General features: G+C 47.8%; 27 protein-coding genes and 1 pseudogene. 15 read left to right on the forward strand and 13 right to left on the reverse strand.

Translation table 11 applies throughout. The features are described from left to right. Positions 1–223 precede the first annotated feature (223 nt). Positions 224–394 carry a hypothetical protein gene (locus KB559_RS20375; RefSeq protein WP_211024518.1) on the reverse strand — a complete coding sequence of 57 codons (171 nt, stop codon included), beginning with the start codon at positions 392–394 and terminating at the stop codon, positions 224–226. Between the two features lie 82 nt (positions 395–476). Between KB559_RS20375 and KB559_RS20380 the strand changes: the two genes are divergently transcribed. Beyond that, positions 477–1139, forward strand: a complete 663-nt coding sequence (locus tag KB559_RS20380) for an RNA polymerase sigma factor (RefSeq protein WP_211024520.1) — start codon at positions 477–479, stop codon at positions 1137–1139. An 83-nt stretch (positions 1140–1222) separates the two neighbouring features. Continuing rightward, on the forward strand, positions 1223–1684 hold the full coding sequence (locus tag KB559_RS20385) for a VOC family protein (protein ID WP_211024522.1): 462 nt from the start codon (positions 1223–1225) through the stop codon (positions 1682–1684). A gap of 113 nt (positions 1685–1797) precedes the next feature. On the opposite strand, the gene KB559_RS20390 is transcribed toward KB559_RS20385, so the two are convergent. Then, positions 1798–2760, reverse strand: a complete 963-nt coding sequence (locus tag KB559_RS20390) for an NAD(P)-dependent alcohol dehydrogenase (protein ID WP_211024524.1) — start codon at positions 2758–2760, stop codon at positions 1798–1800. Positions 2761–2875: 115 nt separating this feature from the next. On the opposite strand from KB559_RS20390, the gene KB559_RS20395 reads away from it, so the two are divergent. Then, entirely contained in the window at positions 2876–3448 is a 573-nt protein-coding gene (locus KB559_RS20395) for a Crp/Fnr family transcriptional regulator (RefSeq protein WP_211024526.1), read from the forward strand. 190 nt (positions 3449–3638) lie between these two features. After that, positions 3639–4217: a TMEM175 family protein gene (locus KB559_RS20400; RefSeq protein ID WP_211024528.1), complete on the forward strand. Its 579-nt coding sequence runs from the start codon at positions 3639–3641 to the stop codon at positions 4215–4217. A gap of 44 nt (positions 4218–4261) precedes the next feature. On the opposite strand, the gene KB559_RS20405 is transcribed toward KB559_RS20400, so the two are convergent. Next, positions 4262–4855, reverse strand: coding sequence for a TetR/AcrR family transcriptional regulator (locus KB559_RS20405; RefSeq protein WP_211024530.1), 594 nt, complete (start codon positions 4853–4855; stop codon positions 4262–4264). A gap of 182 nt (positions 4856–5037) precedes the next feature. Here KB559_RS20405 and KB559_RS20410 point away from each other — a divergent pair, with 182 nt between their 5' ends. Then, positions 5038–6231, forward strand: a complete 1194-nt coding sequence (locus tag KB559_RS20410) for an MFS transporter (protein WP_211024533.1) — start codon at positions 5038–5040, stop codon at positions 6229–6231. Between the two features lie 91 nt (positions 6232–6322). On the opposite strand, the gene KB559_RS20415 is transcribed toward KB559_RS20410, so the two are convergent. The 4 genes from KB559_RS20415 to KB559_RS20430 form a co-directional block, all read right to left on the reverse strand. Further along, the gene (locus KB559_RS20415) at positions 6323–6805 is read right to left on the reverse strand and encodes an anthrone oxygenase family protein (protein ID WP_211024535.1); all 483 of its coding nucleotides are present in this window, start codon (positions 6803–6805) and stop codon (positions 6323–6325) included. Beyond that, entirely contained in the window at positions 6798–7688 is an 891-nt protein-coding gene (locus KB559_RS20420) for a CPBP family intramembrane glutamic endopeptidase (protein ID WP_211024537.1), read from the reverse strand. Before KB559_RS20420 ends, KB559_RS20415 begins: the two co-directional genes overlap by 8 nt. An 89-nt stretch (positions 7689–7777) precedes the next feature. Beyond that, on the reverse strand, positions 7778–8422 hold the full coding sequence (locus KB559_RS20425) for a response regulator transcription factor (protein ID WP_211024539.1): 645 nt from the start codon (positions 8420–8422) through the stop codon (positions 7778–7780). Next, positions 8409–9464, reverse strand: coding sequence for a sensor histidine kinase (locus tag KB559_RS20430; RefSeq protein WP_247681982.1), 1056 nt, complete (start codon positions 9462–9464; stop codon positions 8409–8411). The genes KB559_RS20425 and KB559_RS20430 overlap by 14 nt, the downstream gene beginning before the upstream one ends. Before the next feature lie 407 nt (positions 9465–9871). Between KB559_RS20430 and KB559_RS20435 the strand changes: the two genes are divergently transcribed. Together KB559_RS20435 and KB559_RS20440 are read left to right on the forward strand one after the other, a co-directional pair. After that, positions 9872–10195, forward strand: coding sequence for an ArsR/SmtB family transcription factor (locus KB559_RS20435; protein WP_211024543.1), 324 nt, complete (start codon positions 9872–9874; stop codon positions 10193–10195). 61 nt (positions 10196–10256) lie between these two features. Beyond that, positions 10257–11258: an NADP-dependent oxidoreductase gene (locus KB559_RS20440; RefSeq protein WP_211024545.1), complete on the forward strand. Its 1002-nt coding sequence runs from the start codon at positions 10257–10259 to the stop codon at positions 11256–11258. Between the two features lie 32 nt (positions 11259–11290). Here KB559_RS20440 and KB559_RS20445 read toward each other — a convergent pair. Further along, positions 11291–12349 (reverse strand): annotated as a pseudogene (locus KB559_RS20445) (bifunctional transcriptional activator/DNA repair enzyme AdaA). Positions 12350–12514: 165 nt separating this feature from the next. On the opposite strand from KB559_RS20445, the gene KB559_RS20450 reads away from it, so the two are divergent. From KB559_RS20450 to KB559_RS20465, 4 genes are read left to right on the forward strand one after another with little or no spacing between them, the layout of a single operon-like run. Continuing rightward, positions 12515–13120 carry a TetR/AcrR family transcriptional regulator gene (locus KB559_RS20450; protein WP_211024547.1) on the forward strand — a complete coding sequence of 202 codons (606 nt, stop codon included), beginning with the start codon at positions 12515–12517 and terminating at the stop codon, positions 13118–13120. 42 nt (positions 13121–13162) lie between these two features. Further along, positions 13163–14320: an FAD-dependent monooxygenase gene (locus tag KB559_RS20455; protein ID WP_211024549.1), complete on the forward strand. Its 1158-nt coding sequence runs from the start codon at positions 13163–13165 to the stop codon at positions 14318–14320. A 57-nt stretch (positions 14321–14377) separates the two neighbouring features. Next, positions 14378–15112, forward strand: coding sequence for an AzlC family ABC transporter permease (locus KB559_RS20460; RefSeq protein ID WP_211024551.1), 735 nt, complete (start codon positions 14378–14380; stop codon positions 15110–15112). Beyond that, positions 15103–15426: an AzlD domain-containing protein gene (locus KB559_RS20465; protein WP_211024553.1), complete on the forward strand. Its 324-nt coding sequence runs from the start codon at positions 15103–15105 to the stop codon at positions 15424–15426. Before KB559_RS20460 ends, KB559_RS20465 begins: the two co-directional genes overlap by 10 nt. 152 nt (positions 15427–15578) lie before the next feature. Here KB559_RS20465 and KB559_RS20470 read toward each other — a convergent pair whose 3' ends face one another. Then, entirely contained in the window at positions 15579–16028 is a 450-nt protein-coding gene (locus tag KB559_RS20470; RefSeq protein ID WP_211024555.1) for a MerR family transcriptional regulator, read from the reverse strand. Between the two features lie 174 nt (positions 16029–16202). Here KB559_RS20470 and KB559_RS20475 point away from each other — a divergent pair, with 174 nt between their 5' ends. Continuing rightward, entirely contained in the window at positions 16203–17054 is an 852-nt protein-coding gene (locus KB559_RS20475; protein WP_211024557.1) for an aldo/keto reductase, read from the forward strand. Between the two features lie 112 nt (positions 17055–17166). Here the strand turns inward: KB559_RS20475 and KB559_RS20480 are convergent, their stop codons facing one another. Then, positions 17167–17859, reverse strand: a complete 693-nt coding sequence (locus KB559_RS20480) for a DUF421 domain-containing protein (RefSeq protein WP_211024559.1) — start codon at positions 17857–17859, stop codon at positions 17167–17169. A 234-nt stretch (positions 17860–18093) separates the two neighbouring features. Here KB559_RS20480 and KB559_RS25285 point away from each other — a divergent pair, with 234 nt between their 5' ends. The 3 genes from KB559_RS25285 to KB559_RS20495 all read left to right on the forward strand — a co-directional run bounded on the left by KB559_RS25285 (position 18094) and on the right by KB559_RS20495 (position 21423). Next, the gene (locus tag KB559_RS25285) at positions 18094–20154 is read left to right on the forward strand and encodes a winged helix-turn-helix domain-containing protein (protein WP_247681983.1); all 2061 of its coding nucleotides are present in this window, start codon (positions 18094–18096) and stop codon (positions 20152–20154) included. 66 nt (positions 20155–20220) lie between these two features. Next, positions 20221–20886 (forward strand): DUF4386 domain-containing protein, encoded by a 666-nt coding sequence (locus KB559_RS20490; protein ID WP_211024561.1) that lies wholly within the window; start codon positions 20221–20223, stop codon positions 20884–20886. A gap of 144 nt (positions 20887–21030) precedes the next feature. Continuing rightward, on the forward strand, positions 21031–21423 hold the full coding sequence (locus KB559_RS20495) for a VOC family protein (RefSeq protein ID WP_211024563.1): 393 nt from the start codon (positions 21031–21033) through the stop codon (positions 21421–21423). Positions 21424–21488: 65 nt separating this feature from the next. Here the strand turns inward: KB559_RS20495 and KB559_RS20500 are convergent, their stop codons facing one another. From KB559_RS20500 to KB559_RS20510, 3 genes are all read right to left on the reverse strand, one after another. Then, the gene (locus KB559_RS20500; RefSeq protein ID WP_211024564.1) at positions 21489–23111 is read right to left on the reverse strand and encodes a response regulator; all 1623 of its coding nucleotides are present in this window, start codon (positions 23109–23111) and stop codon (positions 21489–21491) included. Positions 23112–23119: 8 nt separating this feature from the next. After that, the gene (locus tag KB559_RS25510) at positions 23120–24856 is read right to left on the reverse strand and encodes a sensor histidine kinase (RefSeq protein ID WP_211024566.1); all 1737 of its coding nucleotides are present in this window, start codon (positions 24854–24856) and stop codon (positions 23120–23122) included. Positions 24857–24936: 80 nt separating this feature from the next. Beyond that, the gene (locus KB559_RS20510) at positions 24937–26538 is read right to left on the reverse strand and encodes an ABC transporter substrate-binding protein (RefSeq protein WP_211024568.1); all 1602 of its coding nucleotides are present in this window, start codon (positions 26536–26538) and stop codon (positions 24937–24939) included. Positions 26539–26589 lie beyond the last annotated feature (51 nt).

The following is a 26589-nucleotide window of genomic DNA, read 5'->3' on the forward strand; positions in this document are numbered from 1 at the left end:
GGCGCCATCTTCTCCCCAGCAAGGAGCTTGGCTTGAGCTTTCGGCTTCGAGAAGAGCTTCTCTGTTCCGTGAAAGGTAGCGTTGGCGTTGGGGGCTCGATCGGTACGTCCAGGGAGCGGCGTCTTCAGCGGGCAGGGGAGCGATAGTTTCGCCTTTGCGATGTGGGAGCTGGGACTTCCGCATAGGGATGTTCTCTCGCATCCAACCGTGCCATTGCAATACCTTAGTTTACGCCCGGAGACAGGCCGAAGTCGTCGGCATTGATGATCAGGTGTTTCATGATAGGATCGCTCCGTTCTCTAATCTGTTGTTTTCCATATTGAAATGCAGCGGCTCGGCGGATGGATTGAAGCAGATGTCTGTTAAATCGAAGAGCATGCCCATGCGGTTTCAATCCTCACGAGTCTCCCGGAAAGGACAAATTATTTTAAAGGCAGTAAAAGGAAACCAGAGTCTGTCATCGAATCCAGTTACATATGGACTGGAAAAAAACGTTGTTCAAGTATAGTATGCGGATAACAGGCAACCGGTGGGATGCCGAGGACTTGACTCAAGACGCACTCTTGAAGGTCACAGAGGCGGTCCGCAAAAATCCGGAGAGACCGGTTACAAAGGCTTATTTATACCGTATTGCAAAACATGCGTGGATTGACGGGCAAAGAGCACAAAAAATTAGAACGGTGCCCTATGACAGAACGATGGAAGCGGCTGCTCCCGATTTTATGTTATCCAGCAGAGAATTGTTGGAGCAGCTGGCGGAGCGCCTTTCTCCCCGTATGGGTGTTATTGTGCTGCTAATGGATGTGTTTGACTTTACGGCAAAGGAGACTGCCTCGATCCTTCGGTCGAGTGAGGCGGCAGTGCAAGTTGCTTTAGGAAGAGCTCGGCGACGTCTCAGAAAATTAGCTGCAGATTCAAATATCACGAAGCCTCTTGTTCATTCAAAAGGCGAGGCCATTGCTGATTTTGATGCGTTGGTGGATGCTTTTCAGAGAGGCGATCCGGAGGGGATGTATCGGGCCTACATCGGGTTGGCGCATGAAGGGGTACGGCTAGACCAGCTTAAGATGCAAAACGGCAAATTGTATTTTACGTTCAGAGATGTTGATGGCAACCTTTTTCACGTCATTTCTAAATAATTGTTGAGGACCTGTTTGGTTTATACAAGATTTATCGTTCATTAATAAGGTAGGGATGATAATAAAGCGAAGGGATGATCAGAATGTCAGTAATTCAAGGAAATGCTCTGAAGGCGGTGTGTTCAAACTATGTGCCCGTGAAAGATCCGTTGAAGTCGGCGGCGTGGTGGCAGCGAAATTTTGGTTTGGAGTTCGCGGTTCCATACAATGAGGCAGAAGCTCAAGTCATTTTAAAGCTTTCTGACGGACAATGGCTGCATTTGGTGGAAACTGAAGGAACGATCGATAATCAGTTCCCGAACAAAGCAGGGTATGAAATGTTCAGGTTGACCTTTGAGGTGCGGCAAATTGAAGTATTGTATGATCATCTTAAAACAAATGGAGTGACCGTCGAAGATCTGGAGGATCGTGACAGCTGCGGCATCAACTTTGTGTTTTTTGATCCCGACGGCAACAAATTTGATGTAAACGAATGTATCGATGTTCATCGCTCACCTGAAGAAGCAAATCGGGTCAGAGCTCACTTGTTCGATATTGTGAGTTGAAGTTGTGCAGCCCAATAACATGCGGTTGAAATATAAGTAAGAACGTTAGTAACAGCATGCTGAGTCATACCACTAATAACGGCAAGCTTTTAAACAAGAGGGTAACGGTGGCTTTAAAAGTCAATAATCACGTTACCCTTTTTACGTTCGGTCTCTACATATTTATGGGCATCTGGTAGCCTCTCCAAAGGATATCGACGATCGATCACGGCATTCAATGTTCCATTGTTGGTGAGCTCCATGAGATACGTTAAGTTTGCTTTGTTTTGCATAAGCCCGGCTGTGGCCAGAATAGCTCTTTTGCCTTTAAACAGAGATGTCCACATCATTTGCATTAGGGTAGACAAGTTGGGTGAGGTAGTCAGATACAGTCCCTCGGCCGTAAGCACACGCCTACATTCCGGGAAAGAGCGTTTGCCTACAGCATCAAACACGACATCATAAGCTTTGTCTGCTTTCGTAAAATCCTCATGGGTATAATCAATAACGAAGTCCGCCCCTGCATTTCTTACCAGACTCTCATTAGCACCAGAGCAAACACCGGTTACTTCAGCGCCATAGGATTTGGCCAATTGTACAGCGTAAATACCGACGGCCCCGGAGGCTCCATTAATCAGCACTTTCTGGCCCTCCCGCAGTTTTGCCTTATCTCTAAGAAACGTTAATGCCGTGGCGCCACCGTCACAGACGCCGACGGCTTCTTCAAAGGTAATATTGTCCGGTATAACCGTAAGGGGGCTCTCTTCGGAAAGACACTTATATTCGGCGAAAGCACCGAAGCTTTTGACGCTCATTCCCAAGATGCGATCCCCTGGCTTAAAATGCTGTACTTCCTCCCCGACCGCTTCGATCACACCAGCTAATTCGGTTCCTCCGATTGCAAACTTTGGTCTGGATAGCCCATATAGCAGTTTAATCATAAACGGATTGCCCTTGCGAAAGGCACAGTCCGACGGCCCTACTTTGGCAGCATGAATACGTATGAGCAGCTCTTTGCTTCCCGGGGACGGTTTCGGGATTTCTTGCAGAACAATCACTTCCGGTGGACCATACGAAATTTGAACCATGGCTCTCATGGGTTTCCCCCTCCTAACGGTAATTTGACTGCAATGGACATTTACAAGAGGCTTCTTAACGTAAGAAAATAGATAGAGCAGGTAGAAGCTGAGAAGGAGTTGAAGGCAAGAGACAATGAAAGATATTCTGTACAAATATATGTCGAGATGGACTTCTCTTAGCAAGGAAGATCAGCAAGCCATAGTGAACGAAATCCGTGTAGAAGAGTTCACAAAGGGAACCGTTCTCTTTAACCAAGGAGATAGTCCGACAGCATGCTATTTCATCTTGAAAGGCTGCGTACGGCAGTATTCGATAGATGAGGATGGCAGAGAAGTTACGTCTAATTTTTATACCGAAGAGCAAGCCATCGCGATTTTCAATCAACATAAATCAGATAAATCTTCCGATTACACTTTCGTGTGCGTAGAAGATTCGGTTATGGTCGTTGGCGCTCTGGATAAAGAGAAGGACATGTACACCAAACACCCTCAATTGGAAACAATGACCCGCAGGATGATAGAGGAGAATTTTAGCCAAGTCCAAGAGGAATTCGCTGCATTTATCGCTTCCTCTCCAGAAGAACGCGTCAAGACGCTTCTAATGAAACGCCACTCCCTTATTGACCGCGTACCCCAACATCAACTGGCCAGTTATCTCGGCATTACTCCAGAGTCATTAAGCCGAATTAAGAAGAGAATCCAGTAAGATTTTAACTGGTTCGAACACCATAATTGTAAGCAGGGGGAGGGTTCCTTGCATTGACTTAAGTCAATAGCCGAGTGTTAATGGGAGCTGAGGGAGTAAGAAAGCTTTGCTTGACGAGATGAAGGACTTTATGCAAAGTTACTAGTGTCGCAAAGATAATAAAGACATAAGCGAGAGAGGGTGATACACCATGAAGGCGAATCGGATGGAGGCATTCAGCGACGGGGTACTGGCGATTATCATTACGATCATGGTACTGGAATTTAAAGTGCCGGAAGGCTACGACTGGTCTGCGCTGATCGAGCTCGGCCCAAAGATCCTTAGCTACATTTTTAGTTTCGTATATATCGGCATCTACTGGAACAATCATCATCATCTGCTGCACATGGTTCGAACGATGAACGGACCGTTGATGTGGCTCAATTTGCTGCTTCTATTCTGGTTATCCCTTATCCCGTTTACGACAGCCTGGATGGGAGAAAGCCATTTTGCAGCCACTCCTACCGCGTTGTACGGTTTTATACTTCTACTCGCAGCATTGTCGTACTGGCTGCTTCAGCGGGCGATTGTTAATCAGCATTCCAGCGATTCCTCCTTCTTTTTGGCAATGGGGAAAGACTGGAAGGGGAAATTATCCCCTATACTCTATTTAGCTGCAGCTTTGACCGCATATGTGACTCCTTGGATATCGGGCTTCTTTTTTATACTCGTTGCCCTAATCTGGTTCATGCCTGATAAACGGATCGAGCATATTCTGAAGGGCAGCTAAAGCGAAGAGAACAGCCTGCAGGCTGTTCTCTTTATTTATGGGCTTTAGCCCGTTGAGTGCGCAATTCCTTCAAATGCGCTTCTAACTAAACTCTCCACGTAGGGGTCGTCCAAGGATTCACCTGTTACAAGCAAACGATAGAAGATCGGCCCGTAAATGAGATCAATGCATGTGCCAATGTCGAGATTGTTTTTCAGTTCCCCGCGTTGAACCCCTTTTTCCAATAGACCTCTTGCCTCAAGACGGCGCGGACGGAAAAACCGATCGCGATAGGCCTCCGCCAATCCCGAATCGAACTGTCCCTCACCTAATAACTCCTTAATGATAGCCCCCTCCCGGCTTGTTAAAAACCCGGTTAAATTCGTGGCGTGAATTACAATATCATTAAATGTTGTGCCTGTATCAGGCACGGGTAATCTGTCCGTGGCGGCATGCAGGAAACCATCCATCACCACGGAAGCCTTGTTAGGCCACCATTTATATATTGTGGCTTTACTAACTTGGGCACGATCGGCAATTTTATCCACTGTCACGGCTTGAAAGCCATTTTCCAGCAATAATTCGTAAGATGCGGAAAGAATAGACTTTTGAGCTTCTAGATTACGCGGCCGGCCTCTTTTTCCATTCATCGTCATCATCAACCTCTTTCGTCATACCTATCTGATCACGAAAAACAAACTATACGTTCAGTATATCAATTGGACATCAAAAAATAAATTGTGACTGCCTATTTACAAAACTATACGTTCAGTATATTATTCAATTATAAAATTACTAAACTGTACGTACAGTATTTAAAATGGAAAAGGAGCTGCTTAAAATGCCTACTTTAAAAAAGCAAACGATCGAAAACAACATTTCAAAATGGTTAACTCTGCTTCTGGCTGCCGCATGCGGCATCATTGTAGCAAATCTTTACTATGCGCAGCCCTTGGTTGGGGTCATCAGCTCTTCCATCGGGTTGTCCGCAAACAGTTCCGGCTTGATCGTGACATTAACACAGATCGGTTATGTAGTCGGCTTGTTATTTATCGTACCTTTGGGAGATATCGTTGATAATCGGAGGTTGGTTGTGACATCTTTACTTCTGACAGGTGTGGCTCTTGTAATCACGGCAATGTCAAAACAAGCTGCGCCATTCCTGGCGGCTTCGTTTGTTATCGGGATAGGGTCAGTCGCCGCGCAAGTACTTGTGCCTTTTGCGTCATATCTTGCATCCGATGCTTCACGCGGTCGCGTTGTCGGCAATGTCATGAGTGGTTTGTTGCTTGGCATTATGCTCTCGCGTCCGTTGTCGAGTCTGGTGGCCGACTTCCTGGGCTGGCATGCCGTATTCGCGTTGTCTGCCGCAGCGATAATCATTTTGGCAATCGTACTGTCAAAGGTGCTGCCTGCAAGAAAGCCCATGACGGACACACGCTATACCGCTCTGCTTGGTTCGATGTGGCACTTGCTGCGCACAACCCCGATTTTACGCCGCCGGGCTGCTTATCATGCATTTGTGTTTGCGACTTTCAGCTTATTTTGGACAACAGTTCCGTTACTGTTATCCGGCCCGGTCTTTCACTTTTCACAAATAAACATCGCGTTGTTCGCGCTTGTTGGAGTCGCCGGTGCAATAGCCGCGCCTATAGCCGGGCGGCTGGCCGACCGCGGCTGGACTAAACCGGCAACATGGATCGCACTCGCCACGGTCGCCGGTTCGATGTTGCTGCCTCTTATGATCCGTACGGTTTCAATTACCGGAATTGTGATTCTCGTCGTTTCAGCTATTTTATTGGACGCCGGCGTATCCGCAAATCTTGTGCTTGGACAACGTGCGCTCTTCTCGCTGAGTCCGGAAATTCGCAGTCGGTTGAATGGGCTATTTATGGCTATCTTCTTTTTTGGCGGTGCTATCGGATCTGCAATTGGGGGATGGACCTATGCTACAGGAGGATGGAGTGCCGTGTTATGGATTGGAATGGCTTTCCCGATCGCAGCTCTCCTTTATTTTGCGACTGAGAAGAAGTAAATCTATTTCACTTAGCACTGGTAAGACCTAAACTGGTTCGAACACCATAATTGTAAGCGGGGGATGTTTCCTTTATTAGTGTTATAAGATCCTAGAAACGGCGCAATGCAAGAATAAATGCAGCCAGAGAAGCCAGGGAAGCGATCGTCCGCACATGATTCCAAGCTACCCAGCGAGATAGATAGTGCTGCCAGACTTCCGCACCTTTTGCGCTGTCCGGATTGACGGCGGCGAGCGCGTTGTTAAGGGGCACGTTAAAGACGATCGTGGCGAGAAACGCGCCGACGAAATAGAGCAGGCTGCCGATCAGCAGGTATATTGCGCCAGGCGTATCGAACCGATAAAGCGATACGCCGGCCAGGACGAGAGAGGTAAGCGCCGTCCCCATGAAAACGAAACTGAAAAACGTCTGCAGGATGGTTGTGTTGATGGACTGCATTGCGGCAATTCCTTGCGCCGCCGGGAGCCGGGCAAGCGCGACCATCACGAAGGTTGAGAAAGCAAAGAAAATGCCAGCGATCAACCCCGAGCCGAGCGCTGTGACATAGGTGAGGATGATAATCCAATTATCCATGAGCATTCATCTCCTTTTCAGTCCTTCGATTTCTTGCAGTCCCAATTAGCATAGGAATGGAGATCAGAAGACTGATTACAATCGGAATAATAGATCCCTCGAGTCCAAAGTCGCCCCCTGTGAGAAGTGCGGGACCGTGAACCTTAACCGTAAATAGACCGGCAGAAGGGTGTCCGGAAACAGGGATACCAAGTAAGCCTTCGACGGCATTCCAAGCAAAATGCAGTCCCATGGCAAACCACAAGTTCCTCCGCCACAAGAAAGCGGCTCCGAGCAGAACACCTGCTTCCAGGACAATGGCGAACGCGCTCCATAATGTTGCCCCTGTATTTCCGAGATGGGCAACACCAAAGAATAGGGAGGTCACAGCAAGGGCGAGCGTTTTCCCTCCTATTTTATCAATGGCTTGAAGCATAAGTCCACGAAAGATAAGCTCCTCGACAATAGCTGCTGATAAAGCTGGTGTAATGGAGAATATTAGAATAGAACTCGTATCCGCAGAACTTGCCCACTGAAAGGAGTACCCTCCCAGAGCCATAATAATTAAAGCGGACCCTATGATAAATATGGTCCCTGTTAGTACGCCCAGAACAGTTTCCATCCCTGCGCGGTGTCTCGATATTTCCGGAGTGGACCGCCGGGCCAGGTATGTCAGCGTGAGCTTATATACTAAGATGGCCAGGCAACCCATCACGAGTGTAGATATGAGGGAAGCTATACCTTCTGCTTGCTCTGTCAGCTGCCGGAATAACGAATCTATGAGAATAATACCGATAGCCCCCGCAATCATCCAGACGATGGGGAAGCGCCAAAATAAACCCCAAGCACTTAACTTCCTGCCATCCTGCAGTAACTCGTTATTTCCAGACATCTTTTTCTTCATGACTCACATCGCCTCTTCCGTTGTTTGATGCTATGAGTATAGGCTGAAAAAGTCATAGAGAGGCAGTGCGCTTTAGTCATAATATATTTTTAATGATCCATGATTCCTGAATCTCGGGCTTTACGGGTGGCTTCCCGCCTTCCTTTTACGTTAAGCTTCGAATAAATCGTTGAGATGTAATTTTTAACCGTCCCTTCACTGAGATACAACACCTCGGCAATTTCTTGATTACGCAGGCCGGCAGCCAGCTTATGCAGTACATCTACTTCACGGGCAGTGAGCCCAAATTCATTACTTTTCGCAGGGGTGGTATTGTTCATGTTCTGGATCATTTTACTTGCCATTTCCTGCGAAATTAAAGTTCCTCCCGCCTGAACCACCCGTATGCCTGCAGCCAGGTCCTTGGGATGAATGGCTTTGAGCAGATAACCTTCTGCGCCATAGCTTAACGCCGCTAATACATATTCCACTTCTTTATAGGAGGTCAGCATGATGATTTTGGTGGCAGGTATTCGCTCTTTAATCAGAGCTGTTGCGGCTACGCCGTCCATGACTGGCATGTTGACATCCATCAACACAATATCCGGCTTCAACTGCTCGCAGCCTTTTATGGCTTCTTCTCCATTTTTGGCTAAGCCGACAATTTCCAAGTCCTCTTCCATGGACAGCACGATATGTAAGCTCTCGAGAATTAACTCTTGGTCATCCGCAATCAGCACTTTAATCTTCGCCATGCGGTATCACTCCTTTTAACGGGATTTCGCATCTGACTTCGGTCATTACTGGAGTTCCCTCCCGGGATGATAGCAGCAGGCTGCCTCCCAGCCGCTCAACCCGATGCTTCATCGTGGTCAAGCCGAAGCCATAATTTAAGCTGTCGATCGGTATACCGTTATTTCGAACGGACAATTGCAGATGGTTCTCAAAATAGGTAAGCTCCAGATGCAGTTGAGATGCTTTTCCGTGTTTTAGCGCATTTGTAAATGACTCCTGGATGACCCGCAGAACCGCTTGCCGTACTTCAAAACGTAGGGGACGCTCTGTCTCCGGCAGACTCAAAGTCAGGGCTGTACCCGTGTGCTCCCGGAAACGGACCGCAAGGGATTCAACCTGTCGGATCAGACTGGATTCCTCTTCTTCCCCCATCTCGTGTACGATGTTTCTCATTTCATCCAGATTTGTCTCAGCCAATGTTCTTATGCGAATTAACCGATCTTTGGCCTCGGCGGGCTTGCTGTCCATAAGGGAAATAGAAGCATCAAGGCTCAGAATGAGGGAGATAAAGGAATGCCCTAATGTATCATGAAGCTCCTTGGACATGCGGTTGCGCTCTTCAAGCAACGTCATTTTCTCGATCTCGGCCGAGTAATGAGTGAGCAGCTTATTTTGCTGTTCCACTTCGGCTACCAGTTTATTTTTCTGATGATACGCATTGGCGACGAAGCTTGCCCACATACCGATGAAGCAGAACAGCAGATTGTCTGTTCCGATACTTAGGGTTTGCTCCCAAGGTAATCTTAGGTAAGACTGAAAGGAAAAAGGAATCGAAACAAGCAAGGGAATGATCCAAAGGGTTTGCTTGGTCAATAAGTACCCCATTGTAAGACTCGGCAGCAAATAGTCCGCTTTTGAAGTCAGATCCGGATCAATAGCTGAATTCACATAATAAGAACCGCCAAGCACCAGCTCCAGGATGCAAAACCAGACTTTGTTCATCCGGCGCCCAGGAAACCAGAATAGCAAAGGGACGACCAGGGCTAAGCTCAACCAGATCAAGTTTAATAACGTTCGGTTCGAAAACTCACTTACTGCCAGGACCCGGAGTAACAGCAAAATATAATGGTATGATCGAAGAGCGAATATACCCCAATCCATAAAAGATAATATTTTTTTCATAGCATCATCATACAGGAAATCCCAAAAAATAGGGTAAAATTTTAGGGATCCCGTGCTGCCTATAAGTAAGACATTCTCAGATATCGGGGCTACGATTGCTGATAATTTTAATGTAACCATGCCACGGTTTGGCCAGAGTCTTCTGCAGGCGCTTAAATAAACTTGATATGATTTTGAAAAGAGGGGCATGTGGCCTCTCTTTTTTGTTGTGTTGCATTTCGGCACCGAAATATCTACAATTACGTTTAAGAGATTAAACCAACGAACTAATAGGATGGGTGACTCGCATGAGCCGGCAAACCGAGGAGATTTTACAGCAATTCAAAGATTGCATCCCTTTATTGGAAGTACTGACCGATGAAAATCGTCAGGCTATTATTATGCTGTTAGCGCAAAATAAACAGGGACTTAATGTTAATACCATAGCAGGCCATATCAATTTATCCAGACCGGCAGTATCCCATCATTTAAAGGTGTTGAAACAGTCCGGTTTTATCAAATCCGAGAAAAAAGGCGTAGAGAACTACTATATACTAACTGTCCGTGAACCGCTTGGTCAGCTTAAATCATTAATTACTGCCGTTGAAGACGAATGCAATGGGCCTCAGTGATTTTATTTACTCCAATTGGTTCGTTTGTTTAAACTAATAATCATAAAAGGGGCGATATGAGATGAAGGCTATAACCATAGAGAAATACGGAAAAGAAGTTCCCTTAGTAATGACAGAACAACCCATGCCGAATATCGGAGAACAGGATGTGCTCGTGGAAATTCATGCAGCCAGCCTAAATCCAATTGACTATAAGATCAAGGAAGGAAAAATGAAGCTTCTATTGAATTACCGGTTTCCTTTAATTTTGGGAAATGACTTCTCCGGAGTTGTAGTTAAGATTGGCGATCGGGTGACTACATTTAAACCCGGAGATGAGGTTTACGGCAGACCCCGCAAGAACAGAATCGGAACATTAGCGGAGTTTATTGCTGTTCATGAGGAAGATATTTGTCTAAAACCGCAGAATCTAACCTTTGAAGAGGCGGCATCGATTCCGCTAATTGGACTTACGACTTACCAAGCTTTTGTTGATATACTGCATCTTCAAAAAGATCAAAAAATATTGATTCACGCAGGGTCGGGAGGCGTTGGAACCTTCGCCATTCAATTGGCCAAGCAGATGGGTGCTTTTGTTGCCACAACCGCAAGCGAGAAGGGCTTTGATTTGGTCAAATCGTTGGGGGCCGATCAAATTATAAATTATAAAAAAGAGAATTTTGAAGAGGTCCTTACCGGATATGATGCTGTTTTTGATACTTTGGGGGGAGAAGCCTTGGAAAAATCATTCCGCGTCCTGAAACCTGGCGGACAAGTTGTGTCCATCTCCGGCATGCCCAACGCCAGATTTGGCAAGGAAGCGAAACTGGGCTGGCTGAAGACAACCCTTTTGTCCATCGTGAGCCGGAAGATCACAGCCATAGAGAAGAAGAGCCAAACCAGATATCACTTCCTTTTTATGAAACCGAGCGGAGAACAATTGAAGGTTATCAAGGAATTTATTGAAGGAGGCCGCATTAAGCCTATTATTGATAAGGTGTATCCTTTGAAAGATGCCGATCAAGCCTTTAATTACCTGGAAAGCGGAAGAGCCAAGGGAAAAGTAGTTATTAAAATAAAATAGATGGAAGAGGCCGTCCATAACCAGCTTCCCTATCAATCGTATTGGCCTCCAGCTTTCTCATGATTTAGCAGCCATTCTTTGCGTGCGACTCCGCCGCCATAGCCGCCGAGTCCGCCGTCGGAGTTGATCACGCGGTGGCAGGGAATGACGATCGCGAGCTGATTGGCCCCGTTCGCTTGCGCTACAGCGCGATAGGCAGTAGGCTTACCAAGCGCCAGTGCGATGTCGGCGTAAGAACGAGTTTCCCCCGGTGGTATTTGTCGCAGCTGTTCCCACACGCTCTTCTGAAAAGGCGATCCCATAAGATGGAGAGGTGTCTTGAATTCGGTTAAAGATCCATCGAAGAATTAAGTCAGTTCTCGCTCAATAGACTGAATTGGCGCTGTCTGTCCGGGGATAATGGCCGCTTTTAATCGTATCCGCAGCCTTTCAACTTCGCGTTCTAACCCTCGACGATCTACGAACTCCAAGAGATAGAGCTCCTTTTCATCCGCAATAGCAACCATAGGGCCGAGTTGCGTGTCCAACCATGTTGCCTTAAGAATACAAGTATCATCCAATAACGTAGGGGGTGCGCCCATAATGCGGGAGAATGCATCCCGAAATCCGCTGCTGGAATCGTAACCTGACGCTAATTGGGTATCGATAATTTTCTCCCCCGATCGGATGCTCTTCAATGCCAGGCCCATTCGACGGGCTCGAGCGTATTCCACAAAGGTCATGCCAAAACGCTTTTTAAACTGACGGCGGGCCGTTGATTCATCGATGGATAGAGCCCGGAAATCCTTTGACTTCCATCGTTTTTCAGGGTTTGCCTCAACCGCCTCGACGAGCAAGCGAATGATATCCGAGACTTGATTCGGATGGGACAAGGGCCGGCAGCGCTGACAGGGACGGAAGGAAGCCAGAAGTGCCTGCTGGGCTGTCTCGTAAAACTCGCAGTTATCGTACTTTGGCTTCCTGGCCGGACAAGTAGGTCGGCAAAACACGCCCGTGGACGTGACGCCTACGTAGAAGACACCTTCGTAGTCCGATCTTTTCTCGATAAGTGCTTTATAGTATTCGGCCTTGCGTTCCTCGTTAAGGATCATAATTACACCTACATATTAAGATTGGGATGAGTTTATTATATATCGCCCGGACGACGGCCGTAGCCGAAAATCAGGCATCTATTTTTTGATTGACAAGGGGAAAACGGAGGAAATAAAATACGAGTAGTACCACGATAGTATTTTAAGTACTGCAGGAGGATCCGGATGGATAAGGATAGTAAGAAAAGAAAGCGAATTTTGGAGTACGCCCTGCAGCAGTTTGTCACTGTCGGTTACTCTAAAGTTTCGACATCACAGATTGCGTCCGACCTGAAAATGAGCAAGTCGACCTTTTATAAATACTTTACAAGTAAGGAAGAGCTGCTGTTTGCAGTAATCGATGACTTTTACAATTTATTTGAGCAAGAAGTCCAAAGCATTATTAACGACGACAGGGTGGAGATCACTGAAAAGGTGCAGTTGTTTATCCTAAGTGTCAGGAGGCGGTTTAGCCAATTGCACGTCTCGGTGGTCGAAGACTTACGACGGGCCGTCCCGGAAGCCTATGCACATCTTGAGGAACGCCGGAGGAGCATCATAACGGGTACGCTCATCGGCATGTTCGAACATGGGGCGAGGGATGGATTTTTCCGTTCCGATATTCCGCCGGTTATTATCGCGAACGTCTTGATTCAAGCGATGCAGCATTTGGAGCATCCGGAGGTGATCGGCCGGCTGGAATACAACTTCGTTGATATGTTTCACCAAGTGTTCTCGGTCATTATGGAAGGCAGCTTATCGGAGGAGGGGCGTGAACGTTTCCGTTCATGATCTCTATTATTTCGAAGCTTGGCGGAAAGTGGGGAGCTTGAGATGAAGGCAATCATTATCGGTGCGGGGATCGGCGGGCTGTGTACAGCCATTGCTTTGGGTAAAATCGGGATCAATGTGAAAGTGTTCGAAAGCAAGCAAGAAGTACGTTTTGCAGGTGCCGGACTCGGAATCGGGGCGAACGCCGTCCGGGCATTGCAGAAGCTTGATGTAGGCGAGCAAGTTCTTCGGGCAGGGAAGCTGTTGGAAGAGCTGCGCATCCTTACGCCCGCAGGGAAAATACTGCAACGCACGGCTACAGCCGCCATTAGCCGCAAGTACGGACCCGATAATGTTACGATTGAACGGGGAAATCTGCTAGAACTGCTCTTGTATGCTTTAGGTCCGGAGCAGATTGTTCATACCGGGAAGACTTACAGGCATTTTGAACAAGATGATTCCGGGGTGAAAGTGTGGTTTGAAGACGGTTCGGCAGAGGAAGGAGATCTACTGGTCGGCGCGGACGGTGTTCATTCCTGTATTCGCGAAGCTCTGCTGCCGAACACGAAGCCGCAATATGCGGGGTACACTTGTTGGAGAGCGGTTGTACAGGCAACCCAGGACTTGCCTTCCTATAATCCGGACATATTTATAGAAACCTGGGGCCGCAGAGGACGATTTGGTCTGGTTCCCTTGCCGAACAACCGGATTTACTGGTTCGCCTGCTTGAATGCCAAATCTCCGAACTCCCAGATAAGAAGCTATACTACACGGGACTTACTGGGGAGATTTGAGGATTATCATGAACCGATACCTCAATTACTGGCGCAAACCCCAGATCATCAATTACTCCAACATGATATTTACGATCTACCGCCCATTCGCCGTTTTGCGTTCGGACGCATCGTTTTACTCGGTGACGCGGCACATGCCATGACGCCCAATATGGGCCAAGGAGCCGGGCAGGCTATTGAAGATGCTGTCATCCTGGCAAATCACTTGAAACACAATTCTGCCATTACAACGGCGCTGCAAGGATATGAACGCGAACGTGTCGGCCGAACCGGGAGAATTACCAGAATGTCCAACCGGATCGGAATGGCGGCACAGCTGCAGGGACGCGTTTCGGCCGCCCTTCGGGATGCTCTGTTTCCAGCTATTCCGGCAAGAGTCTTGGAGAAGCAGCTGGAGGATCTATATGAAGTAAGACTTGGAGAATAATTTGAAATGATTCACTTTTAAAAATATAAATAGAACAACAGGAGAAGAGGGAGAAGAGTGAGTCAAGAAGGGGTTCGAGTAAAATCATTTACGGCCACAGAAGATAAAGGCAGCTTTCTGCAGGGAGTGAAGGATTGTATTCCAACCTTGCTGGGTTATTTGAGCATCGGATTTGCGGCGGGTGTTCTGGAGAAGACCGCGGGTATGAGCATCATGGAAATCATTCTGCTGAGTGTATTGCTGTATGCAGGCTCCGCACAGTTTATTGCGGCCGGAATGATTGCTGTAGGGAGCTCGGCAACAGCGATTATAATCACGATATTTTTTGTGAATTTACGGCATATTCTGCTCAGTGCGGCGCTGTCACCCTATTTTCGGCAGCTTACCATGTTTAAAAATATGCTGATCGGCTCACTTTTAACGGATGAGACCTTTGGTGTTGCGATTAATGAGGCTGCAAAAAGAAAGCAGATCCATGAAAAATGGATGCACGGTCTAAATCTGACAGCGTACCTCAACTGGATCGTCGCCAATATTGCAGGCGCCTATTTGGGGCAATGGATTTCCGACCCGGAAAAATTCGGGCTGGATTTTGCTCTGCCCGCCATGTTTATCGGTTTGTTGATCCTCGCGATGGTTAGCCGTAAAAAGGTGAAGCTTGATGTTATCGTGGCTGTTTGTGCGGTGTTCATTACGGTAGGCGTTGCGATGATATTCCCCGGAAATGTGGGGGTTATTGTAGCTACGGTAGTTGCCTCTACGATTGGAATGGTGATAGACAAATGGAAGTAAGATGGGATGTCTTTTTGATTATTATCGGGTCTGCGCTGGTGACGTTCTTGCCTCGGGTATTGCCGCTGATGGTATTGAGCCGAATGGAGCTCCCGGAATGGGGAATTCGCTGGCTGAACTATGTTCCCATATCCGTCATGGCGGCGTTGGTTGGACAGGAGTTACTGTTGCAGGATGGACAGTTTTCTCTAATGAATAATATTGAGCTGCTGGCAGCGGTCCCTACGGTTCTCGTCGCTATGAAGACGAAGAGCTTGCTCGGAACGGTAGTGGCGGGGATGGTTTCGATTATGGCATTACGTTACTTCTTATAACAGCATAGTCGCAGGTAGATAGAAATTTAACGAGGGGGACAAGAACCGGCCCCTTCGTTTTTTGTTGGATGGGGCCGGATGCCGCACAAACCTCAATCGTTGTCACCTTCCTCCTCCTCCTCAATAAAGTCTTTAGCCGCTCAAGATACCACTCACGCTTTCCGAACAAGGGGCGAGTAAAATACGTCACTATGCATATGCTGAATTCTACCCCAGTTACCGGGATTGGTTGTGTCCGGAGAGCGGCGCTCAAGAATAGCCTGATATAGATCGGTTTTTTCTTCCAAGTGGGCAACGTGCCGTTTGGCTTCTTCGAGCTTGGCGAGAGCCGCTTCTTTATGCTCCATCATGAGTTTGTAGCGTTGCGGAATGGTTGAATCTCCTTCGAGGCATAAATCGACGTACATTTTAATGACTTCAATCGGCATACCGGATTGCTTGAGGCATTTGACGCCATGCAGCCAGTTGATGGATTCTTCATCGAACATCCGAATATTATTCTCATTGCGCTGTACGCTTGGCACCAGGCCTTTATCCGTGTAAAAGCGCACGGCGTGCTCGGTAAGTCCCGTGATCTGGGCAGCTTCTTTGACCGTATGCATGTAAAATCCTCCTTGGAAAATAAATTTCTAAAGACGCTTGACTTCGTGTAACACGAAGGTTCTAAGCTGATTGTATTGTAAATCGGCTGCAAGCGGAACCCCAATTTGCAGTATCAATCTCCCGGGGTTGGCGTCTATTTGCAGTTATACATTTAAACAATAGGAGGAATTACCATGCAAACTGTAACATTGAACAACGGAGTGAAAATGCCGATCATCGGCTTCGGTGTCTACCAAGTTCCGAACGCTGAAGAATGCGAGAACGCCGTATATGAAGCATTGATGGCTGGTTACCGCCTGATCGACACCGCCGCTGGTTATTTAAACGAGGAAGCGGTCGGACGCGCGATCAAGCGCAGCGGCGTACCGCGTGAGGAGCTGTTCATCACGACCAAGCTCTGGGTTCAGGATGCCGACTACGAGAGTGCCAAGCTGGCGTTTGCCAAGTCTCTGAAGAAGCTGCAGCTCGACTACCTCGATCTGTACCTGATTCATCAACCGTTCGGCGATTACTACGGCGCTTGGCGCGCGATGGAAGAACTGTACCGGGAAGGCAAGATCAAGGCGATCGGTGTCAGCAACTTCCTACCCGATCGTCTAATGGACCTCATTGTGCATAACGAAATCGTACCTGCCGTCAACCAGATCGAAACGCATCCGTTCTACCACCAGGTCGAGAGCGCCGCTTTTATGAAAGAGCAAGGAGTGCAGCACCAGTCATGGGCACCGTTTGCTGAAGGACGGGGCAACATGTTCGGCAATGAAGTACTGGTTTCAATCGCCGAAAGACACAACAAGTCCGTCGCCCAGGTCGTGTTGCGCTGGCTGGTTCAGCGTGGAGTCGTGGTCATTCCAAAGTCGGTGCGCAAAGAACGGATCGTTGAAAACTTCGACATATTCGATTTTGAGCTCAGCGCGGACGATATCGAACAAATTTCCACCCTCGATACGCAGGAAAGCCTATTCTTATCGTACCGTGATCCGGAAGTCGCCAAGATGATGGGCAACTGGAGAGTCGAACTGTAAGCCTTGAACGACTGAAAGGACAGGTTGCGTACCTGTCCTTTTTTTATCCCTATTTACAAGGGTGCGATATTGCAACTATTTGTCTCTTTTGATGGATATGGGATCACAGATTTTATGGGATAGAATCCTGGTATTTGTCGATATACAGCGTGCCGTCCAATTGGAGCTCAGCATAGAATACTTGATCCAAAGAATCAATTTTGGCTTTCTTTAGTTGTCTATCGAGCCAGACCTCGGAGACATCCAATTTTTTAAGATTTTTTTCTACGATTTTACCATCAACGACAAGCTCAGTCGGGATTCTTTGAATAGGCGTAATGTTTGCTTTTATATCTTTTTTTGTTGAGGGCAGTAGTTCTTCTTTCTTCAACACGCTGAGTTGACCGTCAGGTTCCAAAATGGCAAATTCGACTTCTTTGGGGGAAAAGACATCCTTGTTCCGGAGCAGCATGCTTAAATCGTCGATGTTGAGGTGCTGTTTAGCCAGTGCCTTTTCCAAAATCTCTCCTTTTTTGATGAGAATCGTAGGCTGGCCGTCCAGAATTTCACGAGCTTTGACGGAATGCAATCCGATCCATGCGATGAGAAACGCCAAGAGTGACCATAAGACCAGGCTGGATACTCCTTGCAGGAGCGTGATGTGTCTGTTGACGATAATCTCGGCCGTGGTCGAACCAAAGGTAATCCCTGTTACATAGTTGAAAAAAGTTAAATGTCCGACCTGTTTTTTACCGAGAAGGCGCGTCAAAACGAGTAAAGCAACGAAGGATATTGCCGTACGAAACAGAATTTCTCCATACGTCATGTGCTGAGCTCCTTGCATAACAGATAGTTTAGATTGGCCTTCATTTCCATTTCTTATACTTGCAAGTGAAGGGGAACCTACTATTTGGAGACAGCGCAGTGACTCATAATCTCATTGATGGCGGATAATGGGAGTTGCTATAATAGTTCTATGTCAACCTCAATAAACACCACCAAATTATATATACCTGCGCATCGGTCGAGGACGGTACTACGCCAGCGTTTAACTGAAAGATTGAACAAGGGTCTGCACCGCAAATTGACCCTAATCTCTGCACCGGCGGGCTATGGCAAAACGACGTTAGTCTGCGAGTGGTTGGCCGGTTGCAAGCGGCCGGCCGCGTGGCTTTCGCTTGAACAGGGAGACACCGAACTTACACGCTTTTTGACGTATATGATTTCCGCACTTCAGACCTTAGAGGAGAATATAGGAGAAGGCGTGCTTTCCGTACTTCATTCCCCCCAACCGACACCGACGGAGTCGATCCTGACAGCTCTTCTTAATGAACTTGCAGCCATTCCATCTCCTCTTATCCTTGTCCTTGATGATTATCATGCAGCGAGCTCAAGAGAGATCGATGAGGCGGTAAGCTTCCTGCTGGACCATCTTCCCACACAGCTGCATCTTGTCATCACGTCCCGCGAGAACCCTGCCATTTCTCTGCCACGGTTGCGAGCTCGGGATCAGCTAACCGAACTGCGCGCTGAAGATCTGAGATTTACGCCCACTGAAGCGGAAGCCTTCTTTAACCATGTCATGGATCTTCAACTCTCCACGGATCATATATCCGAGTTACAATCACGCACCGAGGGATGGGCTGCGGGCCTGCGTTTGGCCGCGCTGTCTATTCAGGAGGACTCCGATGCCGATCGGCTCCTTCAGTCTTTCACCGGCAATCACCATTTCGTGCTGGATTATCTGGCAGAAGAGGTTCTGCAACGCCAGCCTTCAGCCGTCCAGGATTTTTTGCTGCGAACCTCTGTCCTTGAGCGATTATGCGGATCTTTGTGCGATGACCTCATGGCTAATGTCGGGACTTCCGGCGAAGACATGCTAATCGAGCTTGAACGTAGAAATTTGTTTATTGTTCCCATGGACCATGAACGCCGCTGGTATCGCTATCATCACTTGTTCGCGGATATCCTCCGTAGACGGCTGATGGAAAGTATGAGTGAGAGTGATATCTCCGAATTGCACCAGCGAGCGAGCATGTGGTACGAAGACCAAGGCTTTGAGATCGAGGCGTTTCACCATGCCGTCAAGACTCAGGACATCGCGCGAAGCGCACGTCTGCTTCAAGGCGGCGGGATGCCGTTGCATCTGCGAGGAGCTGCAAGAATGGCACTCGACTGGCTGAAGTCGTTGCCCGCCAAGGAACTGGACGTAAGACCGGAATTATGGGTGTATTATGGCTCCGCCCTATTGATTGCCGGTAAGCCGACGGAAGTTGAACCCAAGCTCCGTGCAGCGGAGGCCGCATTGGAAGGCATGGAACAGGACGTCGGAGACAAGGAGCTGATCGGATGGATCGCGGCCACTCGCGCGACATTGGCCTCCTTGATGTTAGCCGATAATTACAATGGTGCTGAACCGAATCTACAAGCGGCTGAAGCGGCTATGCAAGTCTCGGAACCCGAAGATAAGACGGCTGATCTTGTTGGATTGATTACACCTGCCCGAAATGCGGTGAAGAGTGAAACAGACGGAGTAGACCAAGTCATCGCCCAATCACGACGTGCGCTTGCCTATTTGCGTCAGGACAATCTGCCTGCCCGGACGGCATCCGCTTGGATGCTGGGCGTCGCTTGCCAGCGACGGGGGAATTATACCGAAGCATGCGCGGCTTATAACGAAGTTATAGCGAATTGCCGAATCATCGATCATCAACTCATGGCAGTGATGGCCATGGTCGGAATCGCCCAGATCAGGGAAGCCGAGGGGCGGCCCGATCTGGCAGCAGAGCGTTACCGGGAGGTTCTGAGAGTGGCAGGTAATCTGCCTCACCCGGCTATAGAAGAAGCTAAGATGAGTCTGGAGCGTATAAACCGCGTCCTTGAGGGCGGACTGAACGGTACCCTGATTGAGCCGCTTAGCCAGCGCGAAATGGAAGTGCTGCAGCTCATCGACCAGGGACTCTCCAACCGGGAGATCACCGACAAGCTATTTCTGGCACTGGATACGGTCAAAGGCCATAATCGAAGGATTTTTGAAAAGCTTAATGTGCAACGACGTACAGAAGCGCTCGCCCGCGCCCGCGAACTGAATTTAATAACGAGGACTCCAAAACCACACTAAAGTGTCTATAGGTCCCATCCTCTTTGAGCTATACTGCAATCAATTAGCTGGGAGAGGGGATCAGGCATGAAAAGGACGGAGAGAGTGGTAGGGGCATTGTTTTTGTTATCGACATGCTCATTTCTGATAGGCAGCGGGATGTTGGAACCTATTTTGCATCGAACGGACTTGCTTGTCAGTGTGGATTCGGATCGAATGAGAGTTTTTGCAGCGCTGTTCTTAGAGCTCATCAATGCCATAGCGGTTGTGGGGATTGCCATGTTGCTGCAGCCGACGTTAAAGAAATATCATGAGGCGTTTGCGTTCGGTTACTTCGCTTCTCGTGTCATGGAGTCGTCATTGTTGATGATAAGTTTAATCGGTCCGCTGATCCTTCTCGCGTTAAGCAAGCAGTCTGTATCCGCAGGAACCTCCGGGGATGCATACCTGAAAGCGTTAGGAAATTTAGCGGTGGAGGCCCACTATTTGCTGTTCGATATAGCCATGCTCGTGCTGAGTTTAGGAAGCTTGTTATTTTGCTATATTCTCTATCGATCGAGACTAGTTCCACGATTGTTGTCCATTATCGGCTTGATTGGATATACCGGTTTGTTAGCAAGCAGTTCTCTGTCCGTAGCCGGACTGGATGTTGGGGAGGTTCTTTATATCCCTGGAGCGATATTCGAAATCGCCTTACCGGTTTGGCTCATAGTGAAGGGATTTAATCGGCATACGCAAGCTCCCGCCAAATAAGGCAATTCCAAAAAGCTCCTCACTCGGTCAAGGCCGGATGCGGAGCTTCATATTTTTATGGGTGCGTGAGTGTTCTATCGCATTGGCGGCCTTCCTAAAGGGTTGTTATATTACTTATATAATATGACTCAGGGAGGAATAGCCATGAAACTGGGAGCTACGTTATACATTAAGAATACGGTTGAAGCTGTAGAGTTTTACAAGGAAGCCTTCGGAATGACGCTGGGATATAACGAGAAATTTCCAGATGGAACATTCATGCACGCGGAGCTGCTAAGAGACGGACAACAAGTATTCGCTGTCAGCGAATCTCAAAATGACGCCTTTGTTCAAGTTATGTTAGCATCCTCATTACAAGAGTCGCGTCCGACCATGAGTTATGGAATCAATTTTGATAACGAAGATGAAGTAAGCAAAGCATTCTCCATGCTGGCAGAAGGCGGAAACGTTCTTTTTGAGTTAGGTTCTCTCCCTTGGAGTTCTTGTTGTGCTGAAGTAATAGATAAGTATGGCGTTTATTGGTACATAAGTGTGTGATCCCGGAACCCGGGTTATTAATCGGTTACTGTATGGGACAGCTGCAAGAAATAACGTTTGTTTGGCTACTCAAGTTTTTTTCGGGCTCGATATTGCTGCGGCGTTACTCCGACAACTCGTTTGAATAAGTTTGAAAAGCTTCCTAAACTGATATAACCTACACTTTCTGCAATGTCAGTGATCTTGTATTCGGTTGCTTCCAGCAAACGCTTGGCTTCTTCTATTCGTTCCTGAATAATGACGTCAGATAAGGATAAACCCGTTTCCTTCTTGAACATTCGTGATAAATAGGCCGGGTTCAGGTAGACATGTGCAGCCAGCTCTTCCCGGGTGATCTCTTGATTCAGACGTGAACGAATATATTGTCTGATCTTGGCGACAACAGCGGAGGATACGCTGTTACTTGTCCTAAGCACACGTACAGTGGCCGCGAGACACTCCATCGTCCAGTTCTGCAGGGCGGCGGGGTGTTTTGGGTAATTTTCCTTGTCCGTCAAGGTTTTTAACTCCTCCGATTTGTGCAGGGATAAACCTTTTTTGGCCAAAATGGTATGAATAATGAAGAGAACGCCATGGAAGAGCTGGCGATGCGATTCATTACTCCATTGATCTCCCCTGATGTTCGAGAACCATTGCTTAACACGCCGGTCCAACTCCTCCAGTTCGCCGAGTTCTAACACGGTTGCCCACTCTGCAAACAAGTTCATTGGAGCCGCCGTTGGGATTTGATCAAGGACTTTTTCCGAAGGCGGACAGACCGGAGTGAATACTTGGCGAGAACTGTTTAAATTGAACTGCTCTCTCTCCGTAACATATGTGTAGGCGCCAACGATATCTTGCAGGTGAACCGCCGGGCTGATATAGATAGACAGGGAGCATTGAAGCAGCCGTTCACACGCACTCAAGAATGCCCTGCCATTTTGTTCAAGTCGGTTGCTTACAGGGCTTCCTTCACATCTCTCATATACGACCGCCAGATTGTGGCCTACATGATCCTGCAATATGGCGCCTTCCAACCCATTTAGGAGCAGTTCCTCGGCCAAATTGCGAAGCGCATATTCCATAATGGTCTCATCACGCGCGCTTAGGTTTTCTTTCCATTGTTCCAAGCCTAACAGGGCGATATAATAACGGTCCCCCGGCTTTAAATCCAAATTGTACGTTTGCGCAACTATTTGCAACGAATCCGGACGGATCGAAACTCGTTGGCTAAGAATGTCCTGCCAGAATCGTTCCACTAAAATAGGCAGCTGATGCTCCCACTTTCTCCGATACTCCCGCATAAGCGCCTCAAATTGCTGTTGTTCTTTCTGCCTGTCGATTCCCGCTATCGCTTCACACACGACTTTCTTTAGTTCCTCATAATCAACGGGCTTCAGCAAATAATGGAATGCCCCGTGCTGGAGAGCCCGCTGTGCGTACTCGAAATCTGCATGGCAGGTGAGCATAATCGTAAGCGTCACTGGCGATTGCTGCTTCACCCAGGCCAGCAAGTCCAATCCGTTCCTCCCCGGCATCTCGATATCGCAAATCAACATATCCACCGGATGCTGCTTCAGACACTCTATTGCTTGCTCCACGTTCTCCGCCAGGAAGACGTCCGTCACGCCTAGCTCGCTCCAGTCGATGCCTTGCTGCAAACCGAGTAAGGCGAAGTACTGGTCATCGACGATCAAAGCTCGGTACATATTTTCACTCAGCCTCCTCTAATAGGCAGTTTTATATTCACAACTCCGCCCCCCTGAGAATCGTTATGAAAGGAGAGCTCCGCTCGTTGGTCATAGAACATAATCAATCGTCTGCGAACATTCCAAATTCCAATTTGGCGATCCGTCGGATCCTTTTCATATAATCCAAGATTAAGGATTTCAAGTTGCTGCCCGGAGAATCCCGGCCCGGAATCTTTGATTTGGATAGATACACAGGATTCTTCGTCGTTCAAAGTTTCCTCTTTTACGCTGACGCTGACTCTAAATGGATGTGAGTTGTTTATAAATCCATGCTTAATGGCATTCTCTACAAATGGTTGGATGAGTAATGGCGGAACGAGTACGTTCTCAAGCTCCTTTGGAATCTGTTCGTGAAAGTCCAGCCTGTCCGGGTACATGACCATCTGAATTTCCATATAATTGCGAATGTGATTTAACTCGCTTCCCAGCGTTATCCACGTATCGTTGGTGCTCATGATGAACCGGAAATAAGATACTAAATGGCTGATCACTTTCTTGATTAGTGAATACTTTTTAAGCTCTACGAGATGATAGACGATATTTAAGGAATTCATAAAAAAATGAGGATTAATCTGGGCTTGAAGATGCTTCAGCTCGGCTTGCTGCACTTTCATTTGCTCTTCGTATACATCAATTTTAAGATCGCCGATTTGTTCGGCCATCCGGTTGAACTGTTGCGTAATTAGCTGGAACTCCTTGCTTTTCCCGTCCTTCAGACGGTGTTCCAGATGTCCTTTGCCGAGTATGCGCATCCCGCTTGCTAACTGCTGAATCGGTTTAAACACAAGCCGGCTCAATAGAATAAGCAGAATGACCATGATGATAACAATGGCAATGGGGATACTCTTAATGATTCGCTGGAAAATAGGCAGCTCTTCCAATATCGATTTTTCGTCCAGTAGAATAAAAACATTAAGATTTGAAAATAGAGATGGTTTGTCCACAAATAGGTAGTTGCTTCCATTACTGAGGCGAATGGAGGTACCGGTACCGTGGGATGGATCATTCAGATGGCTGCGGATCCGATGGAGGTCCTCGTTGGAGAATTCCCCCCACAGCAATTTGCCGTCTTTGGAAATGATGCCAACCCTCCCGTCGTCACCCTCTGCGGATTCCAATTGGATTAAAGGCTGGGCTAATGAGTCAATGCTGACAAGCACGCCGATAAGAAGCCTTCCGCTTTTATCCGGCAACACCTTATACAACACAGGCTCACCACCGATGTTCACGATTTCCCAATTCAGGGAGGCGGGAAGTTGGGAACCTTTCAATTGGGAGGATAACCCGGAACTAATGGCGTCCTTCTCCTGGTAATACTCTTGTTGGCTGCTGAGAAACAATTCTTTCCGGTCAAGATGGTAGACGAATACACTTCGAATAATGGTGTAGTAGCTGACATCGCTATACCACTGATCCATCAGCTTACGGATCGATAAGTAATAACTGACACTGTCCGGGGGGCTCTCCGAGTATAGCTCCAGCAGCATGTTTTCGTTTGCCGAGCGCAGCAAATAAATGCTGGTCTGCTCCAGCAATTCGTCGAGAGAGCCTAAGTGCAGGGTCAGCGTATCCGATGCGGATTTCGCGACTTTCTCACGGACGATGTTTGTTGAGTAAATATTGGTATAGTAAAGAAAAAGAAAAAGAGGCGTCACTAGAAGCAGGACGAGAGCGCTCACTTTAAATCGTAATGATAATTTCACGGTCCCTCTCCTTTTTCGGGTTAATAGACGCCTGGGCCGCACGAAAGGGAAAGACCTCATCAGTCTTTCCCCTTGGCTTTTTATGGCTGCTTCGTTTTCCATTCATCGTACTGTTTTTGAACCTGCTCGCGGATATCTTCAATGCCGTTGGCTTTTAACTTTTGGTTATATTCCGCCAACACCTTGTCTATATCAAGGCTTCCCGTTTCAAGCAGCGGGCGGTATTCTTTAATGATGTTGCTGACCACGGAGACCTGCGTTTTGACGGGGTCGGTGTTGAAGTTAAAGCCGAATGATTTCACCTTGTGGGCTTTCTCGTTATAAGCTTTGAACTTCTCCCATTTGTCTGCGCTTTCACCTTCCCATAAATAAGTCAGCGTCTGGTTACCGAACATCCATTCAATACCCGGTGCCCATCCCGTATCCGCCCGGGTAGCAACGCCGTCGGGGAGTTTGATGAAATTATCTTTGCCTTCCACTTTGACATACTGCTTGCCTTCCACACCGAAATCGATCAGGTTGATCAGGTGAGGGTCGGTATGGAGGAGGTTTAAGAGCATCATCGTCCGTTCCGGATCGACAGATGTACGACCGATGGCCATCATGGAGTTGCTCACACTGGCCGTGCTGATCTCCGGATCGTTCCCTTTAAGTTTAACGAGCTCAATCCCTGTAGCGATAGAATCTTCCTTATCGGAATCGGGTTTGTCGGAGCCGAACTTCATCCAGGTCTTACCTGCCTTGAATGCATCCTCCGTGCTTGTCTTGGTCGTTGCGGCATCCTTATTGATGAAGCCCTTATTGAACCAATCGTTGTAGAGCTTCAACCGGTAAATAGCAATATCGGATTCCATGGAACTGATGATCATTTTATCCGTCTTCGTATCCAGCACGATGCCGGCAGGTGCGCCTGCCACCAATTCATATCGGAAGTTTTCTTCCATACTCGGTCTGGTTTTGTCGAAGTAGCCAAGCGTGTCGGAACCGCTGCCTGAGAGCCAGATCGGGGCGATGCCGGGCTCATTGTCCTTGATGGTTTGCAGCCATGGTTCCAGATCTTCCAGTGTATTGATGGAGTTGACATCGAATCCATATTTATCGATAAGATCTTTTCTAAACATAATCGTGTGGCTTTCGCCGATTTCCTTATTGGTTGGAATTGCGTAGATTTTCCCGTCTACTGTGCCGCCGTCAAGAAAACGGGGGTCCAATGTCTCCATAATTCCTTGACCGTGTTCGGCCAACAAGTCATCGAGCGGGAGAAAAGCGCCCTTCGCTACGTTATTGGCGAAATCGGCCCAGTTTGGAGCAAAGGTCAAATCTACTTGTTCCCCGGACTGGTAGACCAGAGCCATCTTTTCGGCCCAGGAGGACCAAGGAAGTCCTTGGAAGTCAATTTCGGCATTGATTTTCTCTTTCAGGTATTTATTAATTTCGGCTACAACTTCCTTCGTGTTGTTCTGAGGAAAATTCCCTACCGTATATACGGTAAGCTTGCGGAACGTGGAAATGTCGGGATTCCCGGCAGCGGGATCCTCGGAACCCTTGTTGTTCGTTGTGGACTCCACGTTCGTTGAACCGGTTGAATTCGAGCTTTTACTGTTGCCGCCACAACCGGAAATGACCAGCATGATCGCTGTAAGACAAGCAAGCGCCATACTCCATCTTTTCGATGATTTCATTTTGTTGACCCTCCTCATTAGTCATATCATATATTCTAACCGGCCTTTGTG

Source organism: Paenibacillus sp. Marseille-P2973 (assembly GCF_018101095.1).
In the GTDB taxonomy this organism is placed as follows: Bacteria; Bacillota; Bacilli; order Paenibacillales; family Paenibacillaceae; genus Fontibacillus; species Fontibacillus vini.